General features: G+C 71.1%; 21 protein-coding genes. 6 read left to right on the plus strand and 15 right to left on the minus strand.

What is annotated here, in order from left to right; all coding sequences use genetic code 11:
* Positions 1 to 45: 45 nt before the first annotated feature.
* Positions 46 to 498 (minus strand): hypothetical protein, encoded by a 453-nt coding sequence (locus ACYVF7_RS20695; protein ID WP_460342905.1) that lies wholly within the window; start codon positions 496 to 498, stop codon positions 46 to 48.
* A gap of 275 nt (positions 499 to 773) precedes the next feature.
* Here ACYVF7_RS20695 and ACYVF7_RS20700 point away from each other — a divergent pair, with 275 nt between their 5' ends.
* From ACYVF7_RS20700 to ACYVF7_RS20710, 3 genes are all read left to right on the plus strand, one after another.
* Positions 774 to 1892: an alkaline phosphatase family protein gene (locus ACYVF7_RS20700; protein ID WP_460342908.1), complete on the plus strand. Its 1119-nt coding sequence runs from the start codon at positions 774 to 776 to the stop codon at positions 1890 to 1892.
* 293 nt (positions 1893 to 2185) lie between these two features.
* Complete coding sequence (locus ACYVF7_RS20705) at positions 2186 to 3040, plus strand: hypothetical protein (protein ID WP_460342911.1); 855 nt, start codon at positions 2186 to 2188, stop codon at positions 3038 to 3040.
* Positions 3041 to 3211: 171 nt separating this feature from the next.
* Positions 3212 to 3988, plus strand: a complete 777-nt coding sequence (locus tag ACYVF7_RS20710; protein WP_460342914.1) for an SAM-dependent methyltransferase — start codon at positions 3212 to 3214, stop codon at positions 3986 to 3988.
* 15 nt (positions 3989 to 4003) lie between these two features.
* On the opposite strand, the gene ACYVF7_RS20715 is transcribed toward ACYVF7_RS20710, so the two are convergent.
* Positions 4004 to 4864: an amidohydrolase family protein gene (locus tag ACYVF7_RS20715; RefSeq protein WP_460342917.1), complete on the minus strand. Its 861-nt coding sequence runs from the start codon at positions 4862 to 4864 to the stop codon at positions 4004 to 4006.
* Between the two features lie 73 nt (positions 4865 to 4937).
* Here ACYVF7_RS20715 and ACYVF7_RS20720 point away from each other — a divergent pair, with 73 nt between their 5' ends.
* Positions 4938 to 5777 carry a PaaX family transcriptional regulator gene (locus ACYVF7_RS20720; protein WP_460342920.1) on the plus strand — a complete coding sequence of 280 codons (840 nt, stop codon included), beginning with the start codon at positions 4938 to 4940 and terminating at the stop codon, positions 5775 to 5777.
* Between the two features lie 124 nt (positions 5778 to 5901).
* Here the strand turns inward: ACYVF7_RS20720 and ACYVF7_RS20725 are convergent, their stop codons facing one another.
* From ACYVF7_RS20725 to boxC, 3 genes are read right to left on the minus strand one after another with little or no spacing between them, the layout of a single operon-like run.
* Positions 5902 to 7500, minus strand: coding sequence for a benzoate-CoA ligase family protein (locus tag ACYVF7_RS20725; protein WP_460342923.1), 1599 nt, complete (start codon positions 7498 to 7500; stop codon positions 5902 to 5904).
* A gap of 18 nt (positions 7501 to 7518) precedes the next feature.
* Positions 7519 to 8928: a benzoyl-CoA 2,3-epoxidase subunit BoxB gene (gene boxB / locus ACYVF7_RS20730; protein ID WP_460342926.1), complete on the minus strand. Its 1410-nt coding sequence runs from the start codon at positions 8926 to 8928 to the stop codon at positions 7519 to 7521.
* A 4-nt stretch (positions 8929 to 8932) separates the two neighbouring features.
* Positions 8933 to 10543, minus strand: a complete 1611-nt coding sequence (gene boxC, locus ACYVF7_RS20735) for a 2,3-epoxybenzoyl-CoA dihydrolase (protein ID WP_460342929.1) — start codon at positions 10541 to 10543, stop codon at positions 8933 to 8935.
* Positions 10544 to 10670: 127 nt separating this feature from the next.
* Between boxC and ACYVF7_RS20740 the strand changes: the two genes are divergently transcribed.
* Entirely contained in the window at positions 10671 to 11234 is a 564-nt protein-coding gene (locus ACYVF7_RS20740; protein ID WP_460342932.1) for a helix-turn-helix transcriptional regulator, read from the plus strand.
* A 45-nt stretch (positions 11235 to 11279) separates the two neighbouring features.
* On the opposite strand, the gene ACYVF7_RS20745 is transcribed toward ACYVF7_RS20740, so the two are convergent.
* The 3 genes from ACYVF7_RS20745 to ACYVF7_RS20755 form a co-directional block, all read right to left on the minus strand.
* Positions 11280 to 12278, minus strand: a complete 999-nt coding sequence (locus ACYVF7_RS20745; protein WP_460342935.1) for an IS481 family transposase — start codon at positions 12276 to 12278, stop codon at positions 11280 to 11282.
* 321 nt (positions 12279 to 12599) lie between these two features.
* Complete coding sequence (locus ACYVF7_RS20750) at positions 12600 to 13370, minus strand: DUF4190 domain-containing protein (RefSeq protein ID WP_460342938.1); 771 nt, start codon at positions 13368 to 13370, stop codon at positions 12600 to 12602.
* A 178-nt stretch (positions 13371 to 13548) separates the two neighbouring features.
* Complete coding sequence (locus ACYVF7_RS20755) at positions 13549 to 14205, minus strand: TetR/AcrR family transcriptional regulator (RefSeq protein ID WP_460342941.1); 657 nt, start codon at positions 14203 to 14205, stop codon at positions 13549 to 13551.
* A gap of 130 nt (positions 14206 to 14335) precedes the next feature.
* Here ACYVF7_RS20755 and ACYVF7_RS20760 point away from each other — a divergent pair, with 130 nt between their 5' ends.
* The gene (locus ACYVF7_RS20760) at positions 14336 to 15778 is read left to right on the plus strand and encodes a DHA2 family efflux MFS transporter permease subunit (protein WP_460342944.1); all 1443 of its coding nucleotides are present in this window, start codon (positions 14336 to 14338) and stop codon (positions 15776 to 15778) included.
* Between the two features lie 168 nt (positions 15779 to 15946).
* Here ACYVF7_RS20760 and ACYVF7_RS20765 read toward each other — a convergent pair whose 3' ends face one another.
* From ACYVF7_RS20765 to ACYVF7_RS20795, 7 genes are all read right to left on the minus strand, one after another.
* Positions 15947 to 16075 (minus strand): hypothetical protein, encoded by a 129-nt coding sequence (locus ACYVF7_RS20765; RefSeq protein WP_460342947.1) that lies wholly within the window; start codon positions 16073 to 16075, stop codon positions 15947 to 15949.
* Positions 16076 to 16163: 88 nt separating this feature from the next.
* Positions 16164 to 18791, minus strand: coding sequence for a CaiB/BaiF CoA-transferase family protein (locus tag ACYVF7_RS20770; protein WP_460342950.1), 2628 nt, complete (start codon positions 18789 to 18791; stop codon positions 16164 to 16166).
* A complete protein-coding gene (locus ACYVF7_RS20775) occupies positions 18788 to 19873 on the minus strand; it encodes an LLM class flavin-dependent oxidoreductase (RefSeq protein WP_460342953.1) in 1086 nt (361 codons plus the stop codon). Before ACYVF7_RS20775 ends, ACYVF7_RS20770 begins: the two co-directional genes overlap by 4 nt.
* Before the next feature lies 1 nt (position 19874).
* Positions 19875 to 20195, minus strand: a complete 321-nt coding sequence (gene fdxA, locus ACYVF7_RS20780) for a ferredoxin (RefSeq protein ID WP_460342956.1) — start codon at positions 20193 to 20195, stop codon at positions 19875 to 19877.
* Between the two features lies 1 nt (position 20196).
* Positions 20197 to 20832 carry an NAD(P)/FAD-dependent oxidoreductase gene (locus ACYVF7_RS20785; RefSeq protein WP_460358030.1) on the minus strand — a complete coding sequence of 212 codons (636 nt, stop codon included), beginning with the start codon at positions 20830 to 20832 and terminating at the stop codon, positions 20197 to 20199.
* Positions 20724 to 21221 carry an NAD(P)/FAD-dependent oxidoreductase gene (locus ACYVF7_RS20790; RefSeq protein ID WP_460342959.1) on the minus strand — a complete coding sequence of 166 codons (498 nt, stop codon included), beginning with the start codon at positions 21219 to 21221 and terminating at the stop codon, positions 20724 to 20726. Before ACYVF7_RS20790 ends, ACYVF7_RS20785 begins: the two co-directional genes overlap by 109 nt.
* A 246-nt stretch (positions 21222 to 21467) precedes the next feature.
* On the minus strand, positions 21468 to 22010 hold the full coding sequence (locus ACYVF7_RS20795) for a TetR/AcrR family transcriptional regulator (protein ID WP_460342962.1): 543 nt from the start codon (positions 22008 to 22010) through the stop codon (positions 21468 to 21470).
* Positions 22011 to 22239 lie beyond the last annotated feature (229 nt).

Raw genomic sequence — 22239 nt, forward strand, 5'->3', positions numbered from 1 at the left:
GGTGAAGATCAGTCTCGTTACGAGGTGACCTCGGGGAGGCCGCTGTCAGGTGGGTTTGCTGCCGTCGTTGGTCGCGATGAAGGACAGCTGCTGCCCCGGCTTGCCGGCCGGGCGGCGTACGCCGTTGACGCGGATCTCGACCGCACCGCCATCGCTGAGGGCGACCTGCAGGCGGGGCTGGTCGGCGATGAACGTCTCCCCATGCTCGAAGGTCCGGTTGACCAGGATGTCGGCGTTGCCGGGGGTGCTGACGAAGATGTCGCACTGTTTTCCGGTGACGGTGATCGTCAGCACCGGCGGCCGGGCCGACGACGATGAGCTCGCCGAAGATGACGACGACGCGCCCGCGGAGGCCGCATCGGTCGCACCGGACTTGGTGCGAAGCGCGCCGGCCAAGGCGTAGGCGCCCACGGTCAATAGGGCGAGCGCCACGACCACCGTCGTGACGGCGAGCGTGATGCGCGCGCCGCCGCGGGGGTCACTGCGGTGTCGTGCCATCGCCGGAAGAGTAGCGTGACCTGCACAATCGTGAATAGACCTGGCTCCCGCCGAGAATCGGAAAGCGCCGCCTGACGCGCGTTGACCCCTTGCCTGGCGTGCCCCGGTGCACAGGGGCACGCCAGGCAGACGGGTGCCCTCGCCGTTCGCGGATTGGAGTCCGCAGCCCGCCGAGGAAGTGAAGCCTGCCGGAACATCGGGGTCCCGGCGTTGCCGTACCTCGGAACCCGGGGGAGCCTCAGCATCGGCGACATTGCCCCACCGTTGGAGACGCCGTGTTCCGTTCCCGTATCGCCGCGCTGATCGGCCTCACGCTGGCCGTTCCCCTGGTCGCGTCCGCCCCCGCGAACGCCGCCGCCGGACTTCCCCGCCCGGACCATGTGGTCGTCGTCGTCATGGAGAACCACTCCTACTCCGAGATCGTCGGCAACTCGTCCGCTCCGTACATCACCTCCCTGGCAGGCCAGGGAGCGAACTTCAGCCAGTCCTTCGCGGTGACCCACCCGAGCGAGCCCAACTACCTGGAGCTGTTCTCCGGCTCGACGCAGGGCGTCACCGACGACAGCTGCCCCCACACCTTCTCGGCCGCCAACCTCGGCTCCGAGCTCATCGGCGCCGGCCTCACCTTCACCGGCTACTCCGAGAACATGCCGTCGGACGGCTACACCGGCTGCACGAGCGGCACGTACGCGCGCAAGCACAACCCCTGGGTCAACTTCACGAACGTGCTGGCCGCCGACAACCGCACCTACACCTCATTCCCCACCGACTACAGCACCCTGCCCACGGTCTCCTTCGTCGTGCCGAACCTGTGCGACGACATGCACGACTGCTCCGTCGGCACCGGTGACACCTGGCTGAAGAACAACATCGACGCGTACGCCCAGTGGGCCAAGACGCACAACAGCCTGCTGGTCCTCACCTGGGACGAGGACGACAGCAGCCAGAGCAACCAGATCCCGACCGTCATGGTCGGCGCCGGCGTCACCCCGGGCACCTACAGCGAGCACATCACGCACGACAACGTGCTGCGCACCATCGAGGACTTCTACGGCCTGCCGTACGCCGGCAACAGCGCCGGCGTCAGCCCGATCACCGACGTGTTCGGGGGCGGCGGAGGCCAGAACACCGTCACGGTCACCAACCCCGGCAGCCAGTCGACCAGGAAGGGCGCCGCGGTCTCGCTGCAGGTCCAGGCGGGCGACTCCGCCACCGGCCAGACCCTCACCTACCGGGCCTCCGGCCTCCCGAGCGGCCTGTCCATCAACTCGGCCACCGGTCTGATCACCGGCACGCCCACCACGACCGGCACGAGCACGGTCACCGTCACGGCCACCGACACCACCAACGCCTCCGGCTCGGCCACCTTCACCTGGCGGATCACCAAGCGCTGACCGTCCACCAAGCCGTCGAGTGGAGGTTCTGCCCGAACCTCCACTCAACCGGCCGGAATCAGACCGGTCATCAACGGGTCGGCGCCGGCCTGGCCGACGCGAGAAAAGGACAGCGGGATTGGTGCGGCCGGACGGACGGTGACGCACAGATTCGTCAGGGTTACGGAAACGACGGTCCGGTGGCATGTTTCCGTTTTGTGATCATTCTTGGGGCAACCGGGTGATGGATGGGGTCGTCCTCTCTCTCGCGTGAAGATCACGCGAATCCATCATTCGACCCATAGGTGATTGCTTTGCGACGTATCACCCTCGGCATCCTCAGCGCTTCGGCGGTGATGTGCACGCTCGCAGCCGTGCCGCCCGCGGCGTTGGCCGAAACGGCGGCCCCTGCCGCCTCCCAGGCGAGACTCGACCAGAAAACGCTGAATTTCGACCAGTTCACTGTCTCGTACGACCCGTGGGGAAAGGTAACGGTCGACGGAGTTCTGCGCGGCGATCCGTCCGCGGTCACCGTGCTCCCGCTGACGATCGAGTACTCGGCCGACGGAAAGACCGGCTGGGCTGTCAAGAAGACTGTCAACTCGAGCACGCAGACCAGCGAGTTCAACACCAGCCTCTACTACAACATGTCCGGCTACTGGCGGGCGCGGTTCGCCGGTGACGCGACCTACCAGGCGGCGACCAGCCCGGTGCGCAAGGCCTGGCGCTGGCGGACCGAGATCCACTCGTTCAAGGTCTCGCCGAAGAAGGTCCGCAAGAACAAGTACACGACGGCGAGCGGCCGCCTGATCCGCTGGACCACGCTCACCAAGCACGGCGGCTACGCCGGCCAGAGAGTCCGGATCATCTTCCGGTTCAAGGGCAAGAAGACCTGGTACCACCTCAAGTGGACCAAGACGAACAGCACGGGCTACTTCAAGCAGAAGGTCCACGCGTACGGCAGCGGCTACTACGCCGCGGAATTCGAGGGCGGCAAGGGCACGTTCGGCACCGACTCGGACAACACGCCCTACGTGAAGACGTACGGCATCGGTGGCGGGTCCGTCGCGGCGCAGACGGTTCCCGGTCCGATCGTGAACTGGACGCCGTCCCAGTCCACGGGGGCGGCGCCCGCCACGGCTCCGCTGCTCTCGGCCCGCCGGGACTGATCGGAGACACCCGGCCTCTCGAGGCCGACCGGGCGTCGTCCGTCCACTGCCGTGGACGGGCGGCGCCCGCGTCGTACCGGCCCGACGAGGATCACCGGATCCGCTACGTTGCTCATGAATCGTGAGGGAGACTCATTGCCTCGGCCGGCGAGTGAACGGGAAGGGGGCTCGATGACGATGGACGCGATGGTCCCGGACGGCCTCGACATCGCCACCCCGAACGTGGCCCGCATGTACGACTACTTCCTGGGCGGCAAAGACAACTTCGCGGCCGACCGCGAGGCCGCGAGCCGGATCCTGAAGGTCTTCCCCGACACCCCGGTGGCGGCGCGCGCCAACCGGGACTTCATGCGCCGGGCCGTGCGCCACCTCTCCGCCGCCGGGATCTCCCAGTTCCTCGACATCGGCTCGGGACTGCCGACGCAGGGCAACGTGCACGAGCTCGCCGCGGGCGCGCGCGTCACCTACGTCGACAACGACCCCATGGTGCTCTGCCACGCGCGGGCCCTCCTCGGGGGCGCGTCCGACGTCTCGATCATCCAGGCCGACCTCCGGGACCCCGCGTCGATCCTCGGCCACCGTGACCTGAACCTGGACCTCTCGCGGCCCGTGGCGCTGCTGCTGGTGGCCGTGCTGCACTTCGTCACGGACGACGAGGCGCCGTACGACCTCCTCGCGCGGTTCCGCGACGCGCTGCCCGCCGGCAGCCACGTGGTGATCTCGCACCTGACCACCGAGGGCGTGCCGGAGGAGCGCGTGCGGGCCGGTCGCGCGGCGTACCAGAACGCGACCGCTCCGATCGTGCCCCGCGCGCGCGAGGGCATCCGCCGGTTCTTCGACGGCTTCGAGCTGATCGACCCCGGACTCACCCGCATCGCGGAATGGCGCCCGGACGATCCGAACACGCCACGCTCACACGGTTTCGCCGGCGTCGCCCGCAAGCCCTGACCTGGCCCGCGCGGGTCACTCCGGGTCGTCGAGGCCGTACACCCGGATGGCGTTGCCGGCCAGTACGAGCGCGGCGGTCTCCTCGTCGGGGCAGAGCGCGGCGACGGCGCGGGCGTTGGCCGCGATGCCGGGCACGCCGGGCCAGTCGGTGCCGAAGATGAACCGCCGGCACAGCCGCGCGAAGTCGTACCGCGCGTAATACTCGGGCAGCCGGCGCGGCGGCAGTCCGGACAGCTCGATCCAGACGTTGTCGCGGGACAGCGCGAGGAACGCCGCCGCGTCGTACCACCAGCCGCGGCCACCGTGGGCGAGGACGACGTTCAGCGTCGGGAAGTCGCGCAGCACCGCGTCGAGCAGCACCGGGTCGGCGTAGGAATTGGTGGACCCGGGGAAGCTGCTGGTGCCGCAGTGCACCACGACGGGAACGCCACGGGAGCGGCACACCTCGTACGCCGGGTACAGCGCGCGGTCATCGGCGGCGAAACCGCCGTGCACGGGGTGCAGCTTGAGCGCCACCGCGCCCAGTCCGAGCTGGCGTTCGAGCTCCTCGGCGACGGGAAAGTGGTAGTGCGGGTTGATGTTCGCGATCGCGCGCAGGCGGCGTGGGGCGTGCGCCGTGAGCGCCAGCAGATCCTCGATCGGCTGGATCCCGGTGGTCTTCGGGCTGTACTCGCAGAGCATCAGCGCGATGTCGACGCCTTCGGCGTCGAGGAGTTCGACGAACCTCTCCGGGATCGGCGTGCCGCCGGAGTCGAAGATCCGGTCGAGGACGGCCGCGTCGCCGAACTCGGCGGCCCAGCCTCGCCAGGCGGCCTTGAGCGTCGGCAGCCGGGCCGGATGCGTGTGGGCGTCGACGAGCGGCCGACCATCGAGCACGACGTGTTCCTGCCTTTTTGTCAGCGGGCTCTACAAAGCGTCAATTATGCACCTGGTTTATGTAGAATTAAGTGTGACCGCCCCGCGACCCACGCTGACTCGACGGCACGCCTTGGGCGAGACGAGCGCGCGTTCTCTGCTGCTGACCGTACTGGGGGAGTTCGTCCAGCGGAACCCAGAGCCGGTATGGACCGCGACTCTCGTCGAGGTTCTCGACGAACTCGGCGTCGAGGAGAAGTCCGCGCGGCAGGCCCTGGCCCGTACGGCGGCCGACGGATGGCTCATCTCCGAGCGGGTCGGCCGGAGCGTCCGCTGGTCCCTCACCCCTCCCGGGCTGCAGCTCCTGGCCGAGGGCGCGGAGCGCATCTTCACGTTCGGCACCTCGACCACCCCCTGGGACGGGGTGTGGCTCATCGTCTACGTCTCCGTCCCCGAGTCCAAGCGTCGGCTCCGGCACAAGCTCCGCACGAAGCTGAGCTGGGCAGGCTTCGGCTCGCCCGGCCCGGGGATGTGGATCGCGCCGTCGTCGGTGCGCGAGGCGGAGGCCCGTTCGGTCATCGAGGGCCTCGGCCTGGAGTCCGGCGCCATGTCGTTCACCGCGCGGTTCGCCGGGGTCGGCAGCGAGCGGGCGATGGTCGAGCGGGCGTGGGACCTGGAGGGCGTGGCCGCCCAGTACGAGGCGTTCATCGAGACGTTCAGCGGCCTGCGTCCCGCCTCCCCGGAGTCGATCATGCTGGCGCAGACACGGCTCGTCCACGAGTGGCGGCGGTTCCCGTTCCTGGATCCCCGGCTCCCGTCGGCGCTGCTTCCCTCGGGCTGGATCGGCGACCAGGCCCGCGAGCTGTTCGACGCCCGGCACGGCGAATGGGACGCGGTCGCCCAGCAGCGCTGGCGCTCCCTTGCCGCCGGCTGAACCAGCCGAGGCGCCCCACCGCGCTCGAGCGCCGGTGTCCGTGTCGTCCCGGCGGAAGACAGGGCCCGCGCCCGGTACGGTGGCGGCCGACCGGCCCGCCACCTGACCGTCGGCGACCCGTGGGTCAGGATCGGGTCTCGTCGAGGAGGTCGCGTCCGGCGTCGGCCGGAGCGGCGGCCGGGGGAGCGAGGTCGTCGAGGCGCTCGCGGACGAGGTAGCGCTGGATCTTCCCGGTCGCCGTCGTCGGCAGTGAGTCGACGAAGTGCACCGCGCGCGGCCGTTTGAACGACGCGAGCCCGTCGCGGCAGAACGCGATGATCTCCTCGGCGGTGACGGCGTCGCCGGGCGCCCGGACGACGGCGGCGACGGGCTTGTCCAGGCCGTCGCCGTCCGGCAGCGCGACCACCGCCGCCTGGGCGACGCCGGGGTGCTCCAGCAGCCGCGCCTCGACCTCGCTCGGGGACACCCAGATCCCGCCGGCCTTGATCATGTCGTTGGACCGGCCGAGGAACCGGTACGACCCGTCCTCGTCGCGGACGTAGGTGTCACCGGTGCGCAGCCACTCGCCCTGGAACACCTGCCGGGTCACCGCCGTACGGCACCAGTAGCCGGTGGCGATCGAGTCACCGCGTACGAGCAGGTGACCGGGCGTACCGGGCGGGACGTCGGCGCCCGCGTCGTCGACGACGCGCACGTCGTACCCGGGCACCGGCAGGCCGCTGCTGCCCGGCCGGACCTGGCCCGCGCGGTTGGAGATGAAGATGTGCAGCGCCTCGGTCGCACCGATGCCGTCCAGGATCTCCACGCCGAACCGCTCGGCGAACCTCCGGAAGATCGGCGCCGGCAGCGGCTCACCCGCCGACACCGCCGCGCGGACCGGCGCGAAAGTCTCGGCCGGCAGACCAGCCGCGAGCAGCGCGGCGTAGAAGGTCGGCACGCCGAAGAACAGCGTCGGGCGCTCCCGCTCGACCAGCTCGGCGATCAGCGCCGGAGTCGGGCGGCCCGGCTCCAGCACGGCCGACGCGCCGGCGGCGAGCGGGAAGAAGCAGGCGTTGCCGATGCCGTACGCGAAGAAGAGCTTCGGCACCGACAGGCACCGATCCTCCGGCCGGACGCCGAGCACCTGCGCGCCGTACGTCTCGGCGACGGACCGGATCGAGGCGTGCCGGTGCACGGCGGCCTTCGGCAGGCCGGTCGTCCCGGAGGTGTAGAGCCACAGCGCGCTGGAGTCCGGGTGCGTGTCGTACGGGTCGCCGCCTCCCTCGTCGCCGGCGACCTCGTCGAGCCGGTGGCCTGCCGCCCAGGCGGGCGGGCGCGGCGCGTCGGGGCCGCTGAGGATGAACGCGGCGAGCTCCGGCGCGGACTGCGCGGCCTCCTCGGCGGCCGCGGCGAACTCCGGGCTCGCGGCCAGGACCCGCGCCCGCGAGTCGCGCAGCAGCTCGGCCAGGTCCTTGGCGGTCAGCATCGTGGAGACCGGAACGGGCACCGCGCCGACGCGCATGGTCGCGAGGATCAGCGTGAGCAGGTCCGGGCCGTCGGCCATCGACAGCATGACCCGCTCCTCGGGCCGTACGCCGAGCTCGCGCAGGCCGGAGGCGGTACGGAGGATCCGGCCCAGCACCTGCGCGTAGGTCAGCGTGCCGCCCGGTCCGGTGATCGCGATGCGGTCGCCGTTCCCGGCCTCGACGTGCCGGTCGACGAGATACGTACTGGCGTTGAACACCCGGACTCACGCCCTCGATCAGAGGTGGACGTACTCGTACTCGAACGGCTTGCCGTTGATGCCGTTCCGCGGCGGCTCCAGCCAGCTGGCGATCTTACCGGGCTCGTATACGGGCCGCATGAGGGAAGCGACGAACGCCTTGTCCGTCTCGGTCGGGAGCCAGGCGTCCTTGCGCGCCGCCCACTCCTCGTCCGACAGCGGCTCGCCGCCGGGTGCGACGTTGACCTTCGCGAACGCGCCGACGTACCGGTTGAACCCGCGGTGTGGCAGGTGCAGCCGGTGGGGAAGGCCGGAATCGGCCAGGATGCGGTTCCAGCGCTTCACGCCGCTCTCGCAGTCGGCGATGTACTCGTTGCGCAGGTCGGTGTTGAGCGCGGTCAGCGCCTCCACCTCCACCGAGGACAGCTCGCCGTCCACGACCGCGTCGACGTGCGCGCCGCGGTCGGTGAGCCGGTGGTCGTCCTTGCGGCGCTCCTCCTGCCAGCGGCCCTTGATCCCGGCGGAGAAGTAGTTCGCGACGTTCGTCGACGTCTCGCCGCCGAACAGGTCCAGCGACACCGAGTAGTGGAAGTTCAGGTACTTCTGGATGACGGTGAAGGGGATCGCGCCGTGCGGTCCGGCGTCGTCGGTGTCGTGCTCGACCATGAGCCGCGCGGTGCGGCCCACGACGCGGTCGATGCCGGTGGTGCCCACGAACATGTGGTGGGCCTCTTCCTTCAGCATGAACTCGCACGTGCGCGACAGCGGGTCGAAGCCGCTCTCCTTCAGGGTGCCGAGCTGGTACTTGCCGTCCCGGTCGGTGAAGTAGGTGAACATGAAGAAGGACAGCCAGTCGGGGGTCTCCTCGTTGAACGCGCCGAGGATGCGCGGGGAGTCCTCGCTGCCGGAGTTGCGGCGCAGCAGTTCCTCGGCTTCGGCCCGGCCCTCGCGGCCGAAGTGGGCGTGCAGGAGGTAGACCATGGCCCACAGGTGGCGGCCTTCCTCCACGTTGACCTGGAAGAGGTTGCGCAGGTCGTACAGGCTGGGCGCGGTGTAGCCGAGCCGCCGCTGCTGTTCGACGCTGGCCGGTTCGGTGTCGCCCTGGATGACGATGAGCCGCTGCAGTTCGGCGCGGTACTCCCCGGGGACCTTCTGCCAGGCCGGCTCGCCCTTGTGTTCGCCGAACGCGATGCGCCGGTCGTGGCGCGGCTCGGCGAGGAAGACGCCCCATCGGTAGTCGGCCACGGGCACGTGCCCGAAGTGCGCCCAGCCCTCGCGGCCGACGTTCACGGCGGTGCGCAGGTAGACGTCCTCGGTGGGCAGCTCGGGGCCCATCTCCGCCCACCACTGCCGGAACTTCGGCTGCCATGACTCCAGCGCGCGCTGCAGCCGCCGGTCGTCGGCCAGCCCGACGTTGTTCGGGATCTTCTCCTGGTAGTCGGCGTGCATCTGCCTAGACTCGCTTCCGATCGAAGCTCGCTCGTTTTCCGGTGCCGTACCTGCTGAGGGCCCCGTCGGGGCCGGAGGCGCCCGGCCGGTTGAAGATCCAATTCTGCCAGGCCGAGAGCCGGCCGAAGATCTTGGTCTCGAGGGTCTCCGGCCCGCCGAACCGGAGGTTGGCCTCCAGGCCGGTCAGCGCGTCGGGGCTGAGCGACGCCCGCTCCTCCAGGGCGATGCGGACCTCGTCCTCCCAGTCGATGTCGTCCAGTGCGAGCGTGACCAGGCCGAGGTCCTCCGCCTCGCCGGCCTCGACGCGCCGCCCGCGCGCGTCGCGGATGCGCTCCAGCGCGGCCTCGTCCCCGTGGAACCGGGCGGCGAGGCGGCTCAGCCCGTTCGCCATGGGGTAGGCGCCGAGGTTCGCGTCGGTCACCACGATCTCCGCGGGTTCGAGGAGGTACTGCCGGTCGCAGGCGAGGGCCAGTTCGAGCAGGGGGCCGGCGAAGCAGCCGCCCGGCTCGATGAGCGCGACGAGGCTGCGGCTCGTGACGTCCAGCCGCTTCAGCGTCCGCTTGTAATAATGCCGGATCTCGCCCGCGAGCCAGTCCTTGTCGCTCGTCATCGACTCCTCGTAGGCGAGGACCGCGTCCGTGTCGCCCACGGTCCGGATCGCCCAGGTGCCGCGCTCGGGCTCGTTGACGCGCAGCCACAGGATGAGGTCGTCGAGCTCGCGGGTCATGGCGAGGGGCCAGAAGTCCGCGTCCACGATCGGCGGGACGTCGCCCTCCGGACCGTGCACCGTGATGGTGACCAGGTCGTCCCCGAGTTCGGCGGTGACGTGCCGGTACGCGACGCGGTCGGCGGTGATCTCCGGTTCGAGCATGGGCAGGGGGACGCCGTGCTCGCCGGTGCGCGCGGACCGCGCCGCCGCCTCCCGCGCGCGCTCGCGGACGGTCTCCTCGAACCTGCTGCGCGGGATCGCCTCGTCGACCAGGCCCCACTCGACGGCGGTCCGGCCCTTGAACCCCTCCGCCTTGGCGGCGAACACGTCGGCCCGGTCGCGGCGCACCTTCCGCTTGTCCGTGACCCGGGTCAGCCCGCCCGTGCCCGGCAGCACTCCGAGCAGCGGCACCTCGGGCAGCGACACGGCGGCGGACCGGTCGTCGATCAGGAGGATGTGGTCGCACGCGAGCGCGATCTCGTACCCGCCGCCGGACGCTGTGCCGTTCACGGCCGCGAGGTAGGTCTGCCCGGAGTTCTCGGTGGCGTCCTCGATGCCGCAGCGCGTCTCGTTGGTGAACTTGCAGAAGTTCACCTTCCACGAGTGGTCGGACGCGGCGAGCATGCGGATGTTGGCGCCGGCGCAGAAGACCCGGTCGTCGGCGCTGGTGATCACGACCGCGCGCACCTCTGGGTGCTCGAACCGCAGCCGCTGGACGGCGTCGTACAGTTCGATGTCGACCCCGAGGTCGTAGGAGTTCAGCTTGAGGTCGTAGCCGGGGCGCAGCCCGCCTCGCTCGTCGACCCGCATGACCAAGCGGGCGACCTCGCCGTCGAGCTCGATCCGCCAGTGCCGGTACAGGTCGGGCCGGGTCTGGAACGAGACCGGTCGCTCGGAGTCGGACATGGGCTTCCCTCCCAGCCCATCATTCTAAGTTTCCTTGGCGCAGCGTCCAGGTTTTGTAGAAAAACATGCCGCGCGATCCCCGAGGTTGGGCCCTGAAAATGTCAGTGTTCGAACGTATGATCGAACCATGGCCGAGAACGCGACGCTCGCAAGCCGTACCCGTCCCCAGCTTCCCGCCCCCGAGGTGGCGGCCCTCGCCCTCTCGCTCGCCCACCTGGGCGCCGGTCCGCAGTCCGCCACGGCGCGCCGGGCCCTGCGGCGCCTCTTCGACGACCTCGATCCCGCCGAGGTCGTCGGCACCACCCTCGACACCCTGGCCCGTCCGCTCGACCCCGCGACGGCGCACCGGGCCCGGACCACGGCGGCCGCGATCACCGCGCGGCTCGTCGTCCGCCTGCACTACGTCGACGCCAAGGGCAACGTCACGGTCCGCGAGGTCGAGCCGGTCACCTGCCTCGTGCACCGCGACCACTGGTACCTCGTCGGCTGGTGCCGGCTGCGCCGCCACATCCGCGCGTTCCGCTTCGACCGGATGCTGGCGGTCGAGAGCACCGACATCCCGGCGCGCCCGCACCGCGCGGACCGCTTCCTGCCCTTCCAGCCGCGTTCGTCCCGGACCCGTCCGGACGGGTCCGGGCCGGAGGGCGCCGGGCCCGGCCGGAGCCGGGTCACTCCGCTCCGGACGCGCTGACGCGTGGACCGGCGTGGTCGGCGTCTTCGAGAGGCGCCGACCGCGCTAGGTGTACTGCCCAGGGACGTTGGTCAGCCTGGTGATGGGTGGTTTGCCGTCGGCTGCGGTGTGGGGTCGGTGGTGATTGTAGAAGTGGAGCCAGGCGGGGAGGGCTTTGCGGCGGGCGTGTTCGCTGCTGTAGAAGCGGCCGAGTGCCCAGCCGTCGGCCAGGGTGCGGTGGAAGCGCTCGACCTTGCCGTTGGTCTGCGGCCGGTAGGGCCGGGTCTTCTTCGGCGTGATGCCGAGTTCGATACAGGCGTTGTGCCAGGCGTAGGACTTGTAGGCCGAGCCGTTGTCGGACAGCACCCGCTCGATGTTCACGCCGCGGGCGCTGAACCAGGCCACGGCGTTGCGCAGCACCGCGATGGCGGTGGTGGCCTTCTCATCGTCATGGATCTCGGCGTAGGCCAGGCGTGAGTGATCATCGACGACGGTGTGGACGAAGGCGGTGCCCAGGCGGGGTTCATAGCGGGCGTTACGGGCGCCGGTGCGGTTCGCGGTGGCCTCGCGGTTACGTTCGCCTTGGACCCGGCCGACGTAACGCCACCCGCCCCCATCAGGGATGTTGCCGAACTTCTTCACATCGACGTGCAGCATCGCACCGGGCCGGTCGTGTTCGTAACGCCTGATCGGCTCACCCGTGGCGCGGTCGATATGGGACAGCCGGTTCAGCCGGCAGCGTCGCAGCACGGCATGCACCGTCGAGGACGGCACGCCCAGCCGCCCGCCGATCTGCACGGGACCCAGCCGCTGTTTCCAGCGCAGGTGCACGATCATGCGTACCAGCGGCTGGGGCGTGCGGGAGGGGCTGTGGTGCGGCCGAGATGACCGATCGGCCATCCCAGCGACGCCCTGGTCGCGGTACCGCTGGGCCCATCGTTTGGCGGTTGGCCACGACACGTCGTAACGCTCGGCCGCCCGGGCGATGGGCCAGCCACCATCGACGATCAGACGCGCCAGGCGAAGACGCGCACGAGGCGTCAAAGCGGCGTTAGCGTGGGACACGAAGGCCTCCTGTTGGCGGAGCGGTTCCTAGACAGCTCCACTCCACAACCGGAGGCCTTCACCATCACGCACATTCACACCGTGTCGTCACACAACCTCAACCAACCTGCCTGGGCAGTACAGCTAGGGCGTGTCCGGTGGGTCTTGTTCGTAGCGAGCGGTGTCCAGAGTGTGCCTCGCAAGGCGGAGGAGGGAGGCAGCCTGGTGTTGGCTGCCGACCGACGACAACGCGGCGAGGCGCGCTCTGGACGCCGCGCAGCCGGACGTAGACCCACCGGACACGCCCCAGCCAGCGCGCGGATGCTCGTGTTTCGCCGACGGTCAGGCGTGGATGCGGCGCGTCAGCTTCTTGCCGTCCGTGGCGGCGACGCCGAGACAGGTGACCCCGTGGTCGCCCTGCCTCCACAGCTCCGCGGAGGGGTAGTAGTACGACATCGCGAGCTTGTCGGCCGCCGGATCCCGGTCGAGCCGCGGCTGGACGCGCTTCTCGCATCCGCTCTTCGCCAGTGAGTGCAGTTTCTGGTCGCTCGGCAGGATCAGTCCGCGCAGCGTGAAGACGGCCAGCACCTCGCTGTCGTGCGGCTTGTTGCACGGGACCACCGTGACCTTCGAGGCCGAGGACACGTTGCCGTCGTTGATGCACTGGCCGACGCGCATCTTCTGCACCTTCACGTCATGCGTCGTGGTCGCGGCCGGCGTGGGCTTCGTGCCCAGGCCCGTGGTCGTCTTCGGGGAGCCGGAGCCCTGGTTGAGCGCGAGGCCGATCACCGAGAGCAGCGCCCAGAAGCAGAACAGCGCGATGCCGGCGATCGCCAGCCCGCGACCGCGCTCGCCGCGCTCCTTGATCTGGCGAAGCGCGATCACACCGAGGATCGCTCCCACGAGGGAGATGCACCCGATGAGACCGGTGATGAGGCTGGCGATGGCCAGACCGTTGGTCTTGTTGCTGCCAGGCGGCCGATGGGACGCCGGGCCGGGGCCCGGTGGGCCGTATGGGGAGTCCGGGCCGGATCCCTGCGGAGGGTACGGGCTGTACGCCGGTCCTCCGAAACCGGAATCCGGTGCGGGGTTGGAATTGGGGGGATAGGACATGAGGCGAGAGCTTTCCAGATCCACACCCTCACGGTGATCTTTTTTCCATACGTAACCGTACATTTTTTCAGCTTCACTCGAGAACACCGGCGGCGGGTGAGTGGATCGGTCGTGTGCTCGCCCAGGTGTGGCGCGGGCGGCTCGCCCGGCGTCGCGGGCGACCGTCAGATCGGGCAGGTCACGTGGAAGCCGGAGCGAAGGCCTTGAGGAAGGTGGCCACGGCGGTACGCGCCACCGTGCGCAACTCGCTGTCGGGGACCGGCCGGGTGCCGAGGCGGGAGCGCTTGTCCGCCGGGCCGCCGAGCAGGGCCGAGAACTGCTCGGCTGCGATGAGGGGATCCGTGATGTCGAGCCGGCCGGCCAGCGCGAGACGTGCCAGCCGGTCGGCCAAGGCGTCGGTGACCCGATCCGACACGCCTTGGACGGTGTCGAGCAGATCCGGGAACCGGGGCATCTCCGCGGACAGGAGCCGCCGCAGCGCCCGGGAGCGGTCGTCGCAGTAGCACTCGAGCAGGTGGAATGCGACGTCCTCCAGCAGCGCCCGAAGGTCTCCGCCCTGATCGGCGAGCCGCTCGACCGCCGCGAGGTTCTGCTCCAACGCGCTGGCGGCCAGGGCGGCGAACGTCTCGCGGAGCAGCGTCTCCTTGTCGCCGAAGTGGTTGTACACGGTGGCCTTGGCGACCCCCGCCTCGGCGGCGATCGCGTCCACCCCGGCCTGGGAGTAACCCTCGCGGGCGAAGACCTGGAACGCGGCGTCCAGGATCGCCCGCCGCTTGTCGATGCGCCCCCGCCCGCGCGTGAGGTCCTTCTCCGTCAGGGGCGCCATCTCCGTCATGCCGTGCATCCTACCGAACGGTCGCCTAAACCAGACTGATGAGTCTTCTTTTCTGGGCTCGATTGATTAAGACTGCCGGGTCTTCTAAGTTGGTCTCGTCAGTCTAGTTTCGCGCTGTTTGGAGCGACTCATGACGGAAACGCCGGCTCACGGCCTGGATCCAAGGCTGCGACGGCTGATCGCGGTGATTCTGCTCGGCGGGATGATGGGCATCCTGGACGGCACGATGGTCGCCGTCGGCATCGACCGCCTCACCGTGGCGTTCGACGCCTCGTTGAGCGCGATCGGGTGGGTCTCCACCGGATACCTGCTCGCCCTGACCCTCACGATTCCCGTCACCACCTGGGCCGTCGACCGGTTCGGCGGGCGGCGGCTGTGGCTGGTCGGCCTCCTGGTCTTCCTGGGCGGATCACTGGCGTCCGGGCTGGCCTGGAACGTCGCCAGCTTGATCGTCTTCCGCGTCGTCCAGGGCGTCGGGGCGGGCGTCATCGATCCGCTCGTCCTGATGCTGCTCGCCCGCGCCGCCGGGCCGCACAGGGCGGCGCGGGTGATGGCGCTGATGGCCGGAGTCCTGTCACTCGGCCCCGTGCTCGGTCCGGTCGTCGGCGGGATCGTGCTGCAGGGACTGGGGTGGCGGTGGATGTTCCTCATCAACCTGCCGATCGGACTGGCCGCGTTCCTCGGCGCCCTTCGGTCGGTGCCGCGTGACCCGCCGCGGGAGTCGGCGGCGTCCCGGCTCGACGTCATCGGCGTGGCTCTGATCGCGCCCGGGTTCGCGAGCCTGATGCTCGCCCTGTCACAGGCGGGCGAACGGGCGGCGTTCGCGGTCTGGCCGGTTCTCACCCCGCTGGTGGTCGGCGCCGTCCTCTTGATCGGCTACGCGATCCACGCGCTGTCCGCCCGGCGCACGCCTCCTCTGATCGACCTGAGGTTGTTCACCCGTGGTGGCTTCGCGGCCAGCGTGACCGTCATGGGCCTCACCGGCCTCACGATGTTCTCCGCCCTGTTTGCGCTGCCGTTGTACTACCAGCAGGCACACGGGCACGGCGCGTTGACGGCCGGGCTGCTGGTGGCACCGTTGGGGGTGAGCGCCGCCGTCGCCGCACCAGCGGCGGGCCGGCTCGCCGACCGGTTCGGTGCGCGTGTCGTCGTACGGGCGGGTTCGGTCCTGGCCGTGATCGGTGCTCTCGCCTTCGCGGCGATCGGGGCGCGAACGCAGGATCTGTGGCCGACGCTCGCCGCTCTCGCGGTCGGCGCCGGACTCGGCCTCGTCGGGGCGGCCACGATGGGATCGCTGTACCGCACTCTGCCCCCGGCGCTGGTGCCCCAGGGCAGCTCGGTGCTCTACATGCTGAACCAGCTCGGCGCCTCGATCGGTATCGCGGTCGTCGCGCTCATCGTCCAGACGGCCGGGAAGGCCGACGTGATCCGTGGCCTCCACGGCGTGTACTGGTTCATGACCGCCGCGATCCTGATCATCCTCGCCGGCACCGTCCTGCTTCCCGGACGACTCGGAACACCGCCCACCGTCCCCGAAACGGAGGCGGCCGAGGTCACCCTTCCAAGCGCTTGATATGGAACCACACCCGACCCGGACCCACCTGCGAGGAGATTCATCGTGCGGACCATCGTCATCTCGGGCGGCACGGTCGGAATGCGCCGGACGGGCCAGGTACGTGCTGATCAACCCGGGCATGGTGGCGACGAGCTTCTCCGGCGAGTACGACGCGGCGACGGCGGCTCACGTCGCGATGATGAAGTCCACCCCATCGACGAGCCGCCCGCCGAACCGCTGAGCGCGTTCGTCGAGGACCGACGGATCGGCCTTCGGCCCCCGTTCTTCGACGAGGGTGCGGCGAGGCGGCTCCACGACCTCACACCGAGACTGCTGCCCGGCGGACCGGACACGTTCGCGCGTCTCACCGGGACGTCGGCGGAGAGGCTCGATGACGGCGACGTCACTCCAGCACGCCGGCCGCCCGGAGCGCCTCATGCTCGGTCTCGTCCAGGCCGAGCAGGCCGGTGAGCAGCTCGGCGGTGTGCTCGCCCAGGCGCGGTGCCGGCGTGTGCACGCTTCCCGGCGTGCGGGTGAGCCGCGCGGGCAGCCCCTCATGCAGGAAGGTGCCAGCCGCCGGGTGGGCGAGCGGCACGTAGAACTCCCACGCGCGCAACGCGGCGTCGTGCTCGACGAGCGTACGGCCGTCGCGCACCGGGTAGGCGGGGACGCCGTTGCCCTGCAGGATCTCCGCGACCGCCTCGGCGGGCCGGGACCGCGTCCAGGCGGCGACGTGCTCCTCCAGCGCGGACTCGTCCGCCTTGCGCCCGGTCAGGGTCGCCCAGCCCGGTTCGTCGGGCAGGCCGGCGACGGCCGCCAGGCGGGCGAACTCCTCGTCGGTCCGGACCGCCACGGCCACCCAGGTGCCGTCGCCGAGGCAGGGGAACACCCCGTGCGGGGCCATCCGCGGATGCCGGTCACCGAGCGGCTCGACGGTCTCACCGCGGTCCGCGCGCAGGATCGCGTCGCCCAGGTGCGCGGCGGCGGTCTCCAGCTGGGCCATGTCGACGTGCTGCCCCGCTCCGGTACGGTCCCGTACGGCCAGGGCCGCCAGCGCGGCCAGCGCGGCATGGTGGCCCGCGATGATGTCGGCCAGGCCGTACACCACGCCGACCGGCCGCTCGCCCGGCTCCCCGGTGAGCGCCGTCCAACCCGACAGGGCCGAGACCGCGTCGGCGTAGGAGACGTAGTCGCGCCACGGGCCGGTATGACCCATACCCGACATGCTCACGACGACGATGTCCTCGCGGACCTCCCGCAGCCGGTCGTAGCCGAGCCCGAGCCGGTCGAGCACGCCCGCCGCGAAGTTCTCCACCACGACGTCGCAGTGCGCGGCGAGCCGGAGCACGAGGTCGCGGCCCTCCTGCGTGCGCAGATTGACGGTGACGCTCTTCTTGTTCCGGTTGACGTTGTTGAAGTAGCCGCTCGTGTCGGGGTCGGTCTCGTCGGACCGGGAGAGGTGGAACCCGGGGGAGAAGCGGGTCGGGTCGGGCCGGTGCCGCGACTCGATCTTGACGACCTCCGCGCCGTGGTCGGCGAGGGTCTTGGTGGCGTACGGCCCGGCGAGCACCCAGGTGAGGTCGAGAACCCGGATCCCCTCCAGCGCCCCGCGCCGCGGCTCGACGGGCGCGGCGTCCCGCGCCAGCCGTTCGACGGTCACCGGTGCGGCGGATTCGGTCGGCGCGGTGGCCCGCGGTGCGGCGGTCGCCGGGGTGGCGGGATCGGCGGGTGCGGTGGTCCGCGCCCGCAGTTCGACGGTCGCCGGGGCGGCGGGATCGGCCGGTGCGGCGGTCGCCGGGGTGGCGGGATCGGTGGTCTGCGTCCGCAGTTCGACGGTCGCCGGGGCGGCGGATTCGGCCGGTGCGGTGGCCTGCGCCGGTGCGGCGGTCGCCGGGGTGGCGGGATCGGCGGGTGCGGCGGTCCGCATCCGCTGTTCAGCGGTCGCCGGGGCGGCGGGTTCGAGGGGCGCGGCGGTCCGTTCGGTGGTCGCCGGGACGGCGTGTTCGCCTGGTTCGGGGACGCGCAGCCTGGCCGGCGGGGTCGCGCCGCGGACGCGGGCCGCGAAGCCCGCGTCACGTGCCGCACCCCAGGGCGTCGTGACGTCGATGAAGAAGCCGCGCTCGACCAGTTGGGCGTTGTCCGTCAGCTCCTCCGGGCGCAGCACCGCCGCCCAGGGGAGCCGTCGCGCCTGACCCTCGTGGAAGAGCTGGTCGCGCTTCAGCTCGCCGACGATGCCGGCGAGCCGGTCGAAGATCTCCTCGCGGTGCCGGACGCGGTACACCGGGTCCTGCCACCGTTCGTCGGTCAGGTCGCCCGCCGTGCCGTTCTCGGTGAGCCAGGCGAGCGTGGCGTCCCACATCCGCGGGCTGCCGCCCAGGCCGCCGGCGATGAGGCCGTCCGCCGTCGCGAACAGCGTGTGCGGGGCCAGCGGGTGCGTGCTGCCCGTCCGCTCCGGAACCCGCCCGGTATGGACATAGGTGATCGCGCCGAACTCCAGGCTGGCTGCGACCGAGGCCTGCCCGGAGACGATCACGCGCTGGCCGCCGCCGGCGCGCGTGGCGACCAGGGTCGCGATCGCGGCGTTCAGCCCCGCGAGCTGGTCCGCCTGATCGCCGTACGGGCGCAGCGGCGGGCGGTCCGGCCGGCCGATCAGCGCGAGCATGCCGCCCGCGGCGGCGACGGTGAGGTCGGTCGCCGCCCATTCGGCGGCCGGGCCGTCGTCCCCGTACGGCGCGAGCACGACGTGGACGACCCCTCGCCCGGCGGCCGCCACCAGGTCGGCGGCGACCCGCGTGAGCGGACCGCCCCACGTGCCGTCGAGGATCACGTCGCACTCGGGCGCGAGCGTGAGGGCGTCCTCCGGCCGGACGGAGGACTTCCCTGCCGCCCGGTGCGCGAAGGCGACGGGGTCCGTACGGCGGGCCGGAACGCCGCCGGACGGCTCGACGATCGTGACGTCCGCGCCGAGGCCGACGAGCATGCGCCCGGCGTCCGGCGCGGCGTAGTCGCCTATCTCCAGGACACGGATCACGCGAGCACCTTTCCGAGCGATTCCATCAGCTCATGGGGGAGGGTGTAGGAGCCGACGTGCTGGAGCAGGACGCCGGTGACCCCGAGTCGTTCCAGCCCGGCCATCCGGTCGGCGATCAGCTCCGCGGTCCCGTACAGGCAGAACTCCTCGGCGAACCGCACGGCGTCGGCGTCGCTCACCCACGCGGAGCAGACGTCGACGGCGTGCCCCCAGTCTTCCGCGTGCAACAGGTCGGGACGGACACCGGGGACCCGTCTTGGGACCTGCACCTCGATGCCCGCCGCGGCGAGGGCGGCGCCGCCGCCCTTCTGCGCCATCGCCGCGCACACCGGCTTCAGCGCGGGCGCGTCCCGTTCGAGATCGTCGGTGACGTGGCAGAAGGCGGAGACCGTCACCTCCGGCGGCGTGCCCACCTCCGGCGGCGCGCTCATCCCGGGCGGCGCGCTCATCCCGGGCGGCGTGCCCGTCTCGGGCGGCGTGGCCACCTCCAGCGGCGTGCCCATCTTGGGCGGCGCGCTCATCCCGGGCGGCGCGCTCACCTCGGGCGGCGTGGCCACCTCCGGCGGTGCGCCGTGTCGGCCGACGATGGTCAGGGCGTCCTGGACGCGCGCCACCGAGGCCCCCGCGAGCAGGATCACCCCGTCGCCCAGCTCACCGCCGAGCGCGAGGTTGCGCGGACCGCTGGCCGCGACGTGGACGGGGATCCCCGGGATCGCGTCGCGGAGCCCGGTCACGCCCGCGCGCAGCTCCGCGGTGGTGGACGAGCGGAGGCCGACGGGCTCGACGGAGCTGTTGCCGACGCCGATCCCCAGCACGAAACGGCCCGGCGCGAGCTCGGCGACGGTCCGCGCGGAGGCGGCGACAACGCTCGGATGCCGGGTCACCAGGTTGGTGACCGCCGTCCCGAGGCGGACCCGCTCGGTGCGCAGGGCCGCGCAGGCCAGCGTGGCGTACGGGTCCCGCCACAGGGTCTGGGAGTCGGGCACCCAGACGTCGTCGAAGCCGAGTTCCTCGGCCTGCCGCGCGGCCTCGGCGACCTCGTCGACCGGGCGGCAGGGAGGCAGGCGGATTCCGATGCGCATGTCAGCCCGCCTTGATCATCGTGGTGTCCGCACCGACCGGGCCGATCTTCGCCGAGCCTCCCGGCGAGCCGACGGGCTCCTCCCGTCCGGGCAGCGGCTCCTCGAAGAACCGCCGGTTGTCCAGCCGGTGGTCCGGATCGGCGGCCCGGTCGGCGGAGATCGCCTCCTCCGGGCAGACCTCCGCGCAGGCGCCGCAGTCGATGCACTCGACCGGGTGGATGTAGAGCTTGCGCGCTCCCTCGTAGATGCAGTCGACCGGGCATTCCTCCATGCACGACCGGTCCATGACGTCGACGCACGCCGCGCCGATGACGTAGGCCATCTCATTTCCTCTCTGCGGGGCCGTCCGTGGAGTGCCCGGGGAACAGTTCGGCCTCCGGGTCGATGACGGTGGCGGCGTTGTTGACCGCCGTGGCGACCTCGCCGAAGCCGACCGCGATCAGCCGGACCTTGCCGGGGTAGTCGGTGATGTCGCCCGCGGCGTACACGCGGGGCAGGTTCGTGGCCATGTCGGTGCCGACCGCGATCCGCCGCGACCGGAGTTCGAGGCCCCAGCCGAGCAGCGGCCCGAGATCGGCGGTGAAGCCCAGCGCCGCGATGAGGGTCTGCGCCTTCAGCTCCCGCGTCGTCCCGTCCGGCAGGTGGGTGACCTGAACGGTCTCCAGGCCGCCCGGGCCCGCCGCGGCCGTCACCGCGCTGTTGACGAGGATCTCGACGCCCGCCTCGCGGACGCGTTCGACGGTCGCGGCGTGCGCCCGGAACCGGTCGCGGCGGTGGACGATCGTGACCGAGCGGGCCAGGGGCACCAGGCTGTCGGCCCAGTCGAAGGCGCTGTCCCCGCCGCCCACGATCACGACGTCCTGGTCGGTGTGGTCGGCGAGCCGCCGCACGAAGTAGACGAGCCCCCGCCCGTCGAACTCACGCGCGGCGGGCAACGGCCGCGGGGTGAACGTCCCGATCCCGCCGGTGACGATGACCGCCCCGGCGCGTACGGTCGCGCCCTGGGCGCTGCGGACGACGGGCCGGCGTCGTAGGACAGCTCCACGGCCTGGTGACCGAGCAGGTACTCCGGCCCGTACGGCGCCGCCTGGGCCAGCAGGTTGTCGACGAGGTCACGGCCGCGTACGGAGGGCAGGCCCGCGATGTCGTAGATGGGCTTCTCCGGGTACATGGCGGTGATCTGGCCGCCCGGCTGGGGAAGCACGTCCATGACCGCCACCCGCAGACCGCGGAAACCCGCGTAGTACGCGCCGTACAGACCGGCCGGGCCGGCGCCGACGATCAGGATGTCGACCTCGGTCGGCGGGTTGTCGTCCGTTGGCACCGAGATCTCGGCAAGCGTGCTCATGACAGGTGACGGTAAGGAGGGCGGCGCGCCTCACCAACGGATCCGGTCCGGTGAGCAGGACGCCCGGCTCGCGCGCGGCCCGGCACGGCGAGGAATCGGCGAACCCGGTCCGCTGAGCGGAACGCCCGACTCACGACGGCGCCGTGCCGACGACTCATGAGCCCAGGCGCCGGCGAAGATCCCGCAGGAGTGGATCTCCGACACCCGGGCGAGGGCCTCGGCGGTCTCCTGGTCCGAAGGGCTCGGTTACTTCGGTGGTGGGAGGAGGCGCCGGAGCGCGCTCGTCAAGATCGCGCGCACGTCCAGGCCTGGATCGATGAGCCACTGGACATGCAGCCCGTCGATCAAGCTGTTCATCTGCTGCGCGGCGATACCGCAGTCGACGTCGGAGGAGACCCTGCCCACCGCGATCTCATGGGCGATGGACCGGGCGTAGCGGTCCTCAAGTTGTCGCGATCTCTGGCGAAAGTAGAGGTGTGCCGGGTGGGCCGGGTCCGTGGCCTCGGCCGCCATCGCGGCGTCGAGTCTGACCAGGCCCGGGGACCGATGTTGCCGGAGCACGGCGCTGACCACACGCTCCGCCAGCGACTCGTTGTCGCTTTCCTGACGTGATGCTCGCTCGACATCCCGTTCGTGACGTGCGCGCAGAACCGACACGAGCAGCTCTTCCCGCGTGCCGAAGTAGTGCAGAAGGCCAGGGCGAGTGAGACCGACGCGGGTCGCGATGTCCTCAAGCGACGAGTGACGCAACCCGTTGGCAGCCAGCACTTCGAGGGCCACCTCGAGCACTTCCTGCCGGCGAGCGACTCCCTTGGCGTAGGGGCCGCGCGACGGCGGACGGGGTCCCGCAGAACGCGCGGACAGCCGAGCCCATCGGCGCATCCCGGCCTCGACACACGTCGAGCGGGTGACGCCGTACCGCGCTCCTGGGCCTGTTGGTCGCCGGAATCGTGGCTGTGCCGGCCGTCCCGGCGTCATACGGCCAACCGGCTCCCCACGCCCTCGCGCAGGCTCCGGC

Source organism: Actinoallomurus acanthiterrae, assembly GCF_054775715.1.

Bases quoted from the DNA above. Each gene is read 5' to 3' on its own strand.
- ACYVF7_RS20775 (WP_460342953.1), bottom strand. From the start codon at position 19,873: ATGCGCATCGGAATCCGCCTGCCTCCCTGCCGCCCGGTCGACGAGGTC.
- boxB (WP_460342926.1), bottom strand. From the start codon at position 8,928: ATGCACGCCGACTACCAGGAGAAGATCCCGAACAACGTCGGGCTGGCC.
- boxC (WP_460342929.1), bottom strand. From the start codon at position 10,543: ATGTCCGACTCCGAGCGACCGGTCTCGTTCCAGACCCGGCCCGACCTG.
- ACYVF7_RS20755 (WP_460342941.1), bottom strand. From the start codon at position 14,205: ATGACGGAGATGGCGCCCCTGACGGAGAAGGACCTCACGCGCGGGCGG.
- ACYVF7_RS20740 (WP_460342932.1), top strand. From the start codon at position 10,671: ATGGCCGAGAACGCGACGCTCGCAAGCCGTACCCGTCCCCAGCTTCCC.
- ACYVF7_RS20790 (WP_460342959.1), bottom strand. From the start codon at position 21,221: ATGAGCACGCTTGCCGAGATCTCGGTGCCAACGGACGACAACCCGCCG.
- ACYVF7_RS20710 (WP_460342914.1), top strand. From the start codon at position 3,212: ATGACGATGGACGCGATGGTCCCGGACGGCCTCGACATCGCCACCCCG.
- ACYVF7_RS20760 (WP_460342944.1), top strand. From the start codon at position 14,336: ATGACGGAAACGCCGGCTCACGGCCTGGATCCAAGGCTGCGACGGCTG.
- ACYVF7_RS20750 (WP_460342938.1), bottom strand. From the start codon at position 13,370: ATGTCCTATCCCCCCAATTCCAACCCCGCACCGGATTCCGGTTTCGGA.
- fdxA (WP_460342956.1), bottom strand. From the start codon at position 20,195: ATGGCCTACGTCATCGGCGCGGCGTGCGTCGACGTCATGGACCGGTCG.
- ACYVF7_RS20695 (WP_460342905.1), bottom strand. From the start codon at position 498: ATGGCACGACACCGCAGTGACCCCCGCGGCGGCGCGCGCATCACGCTC.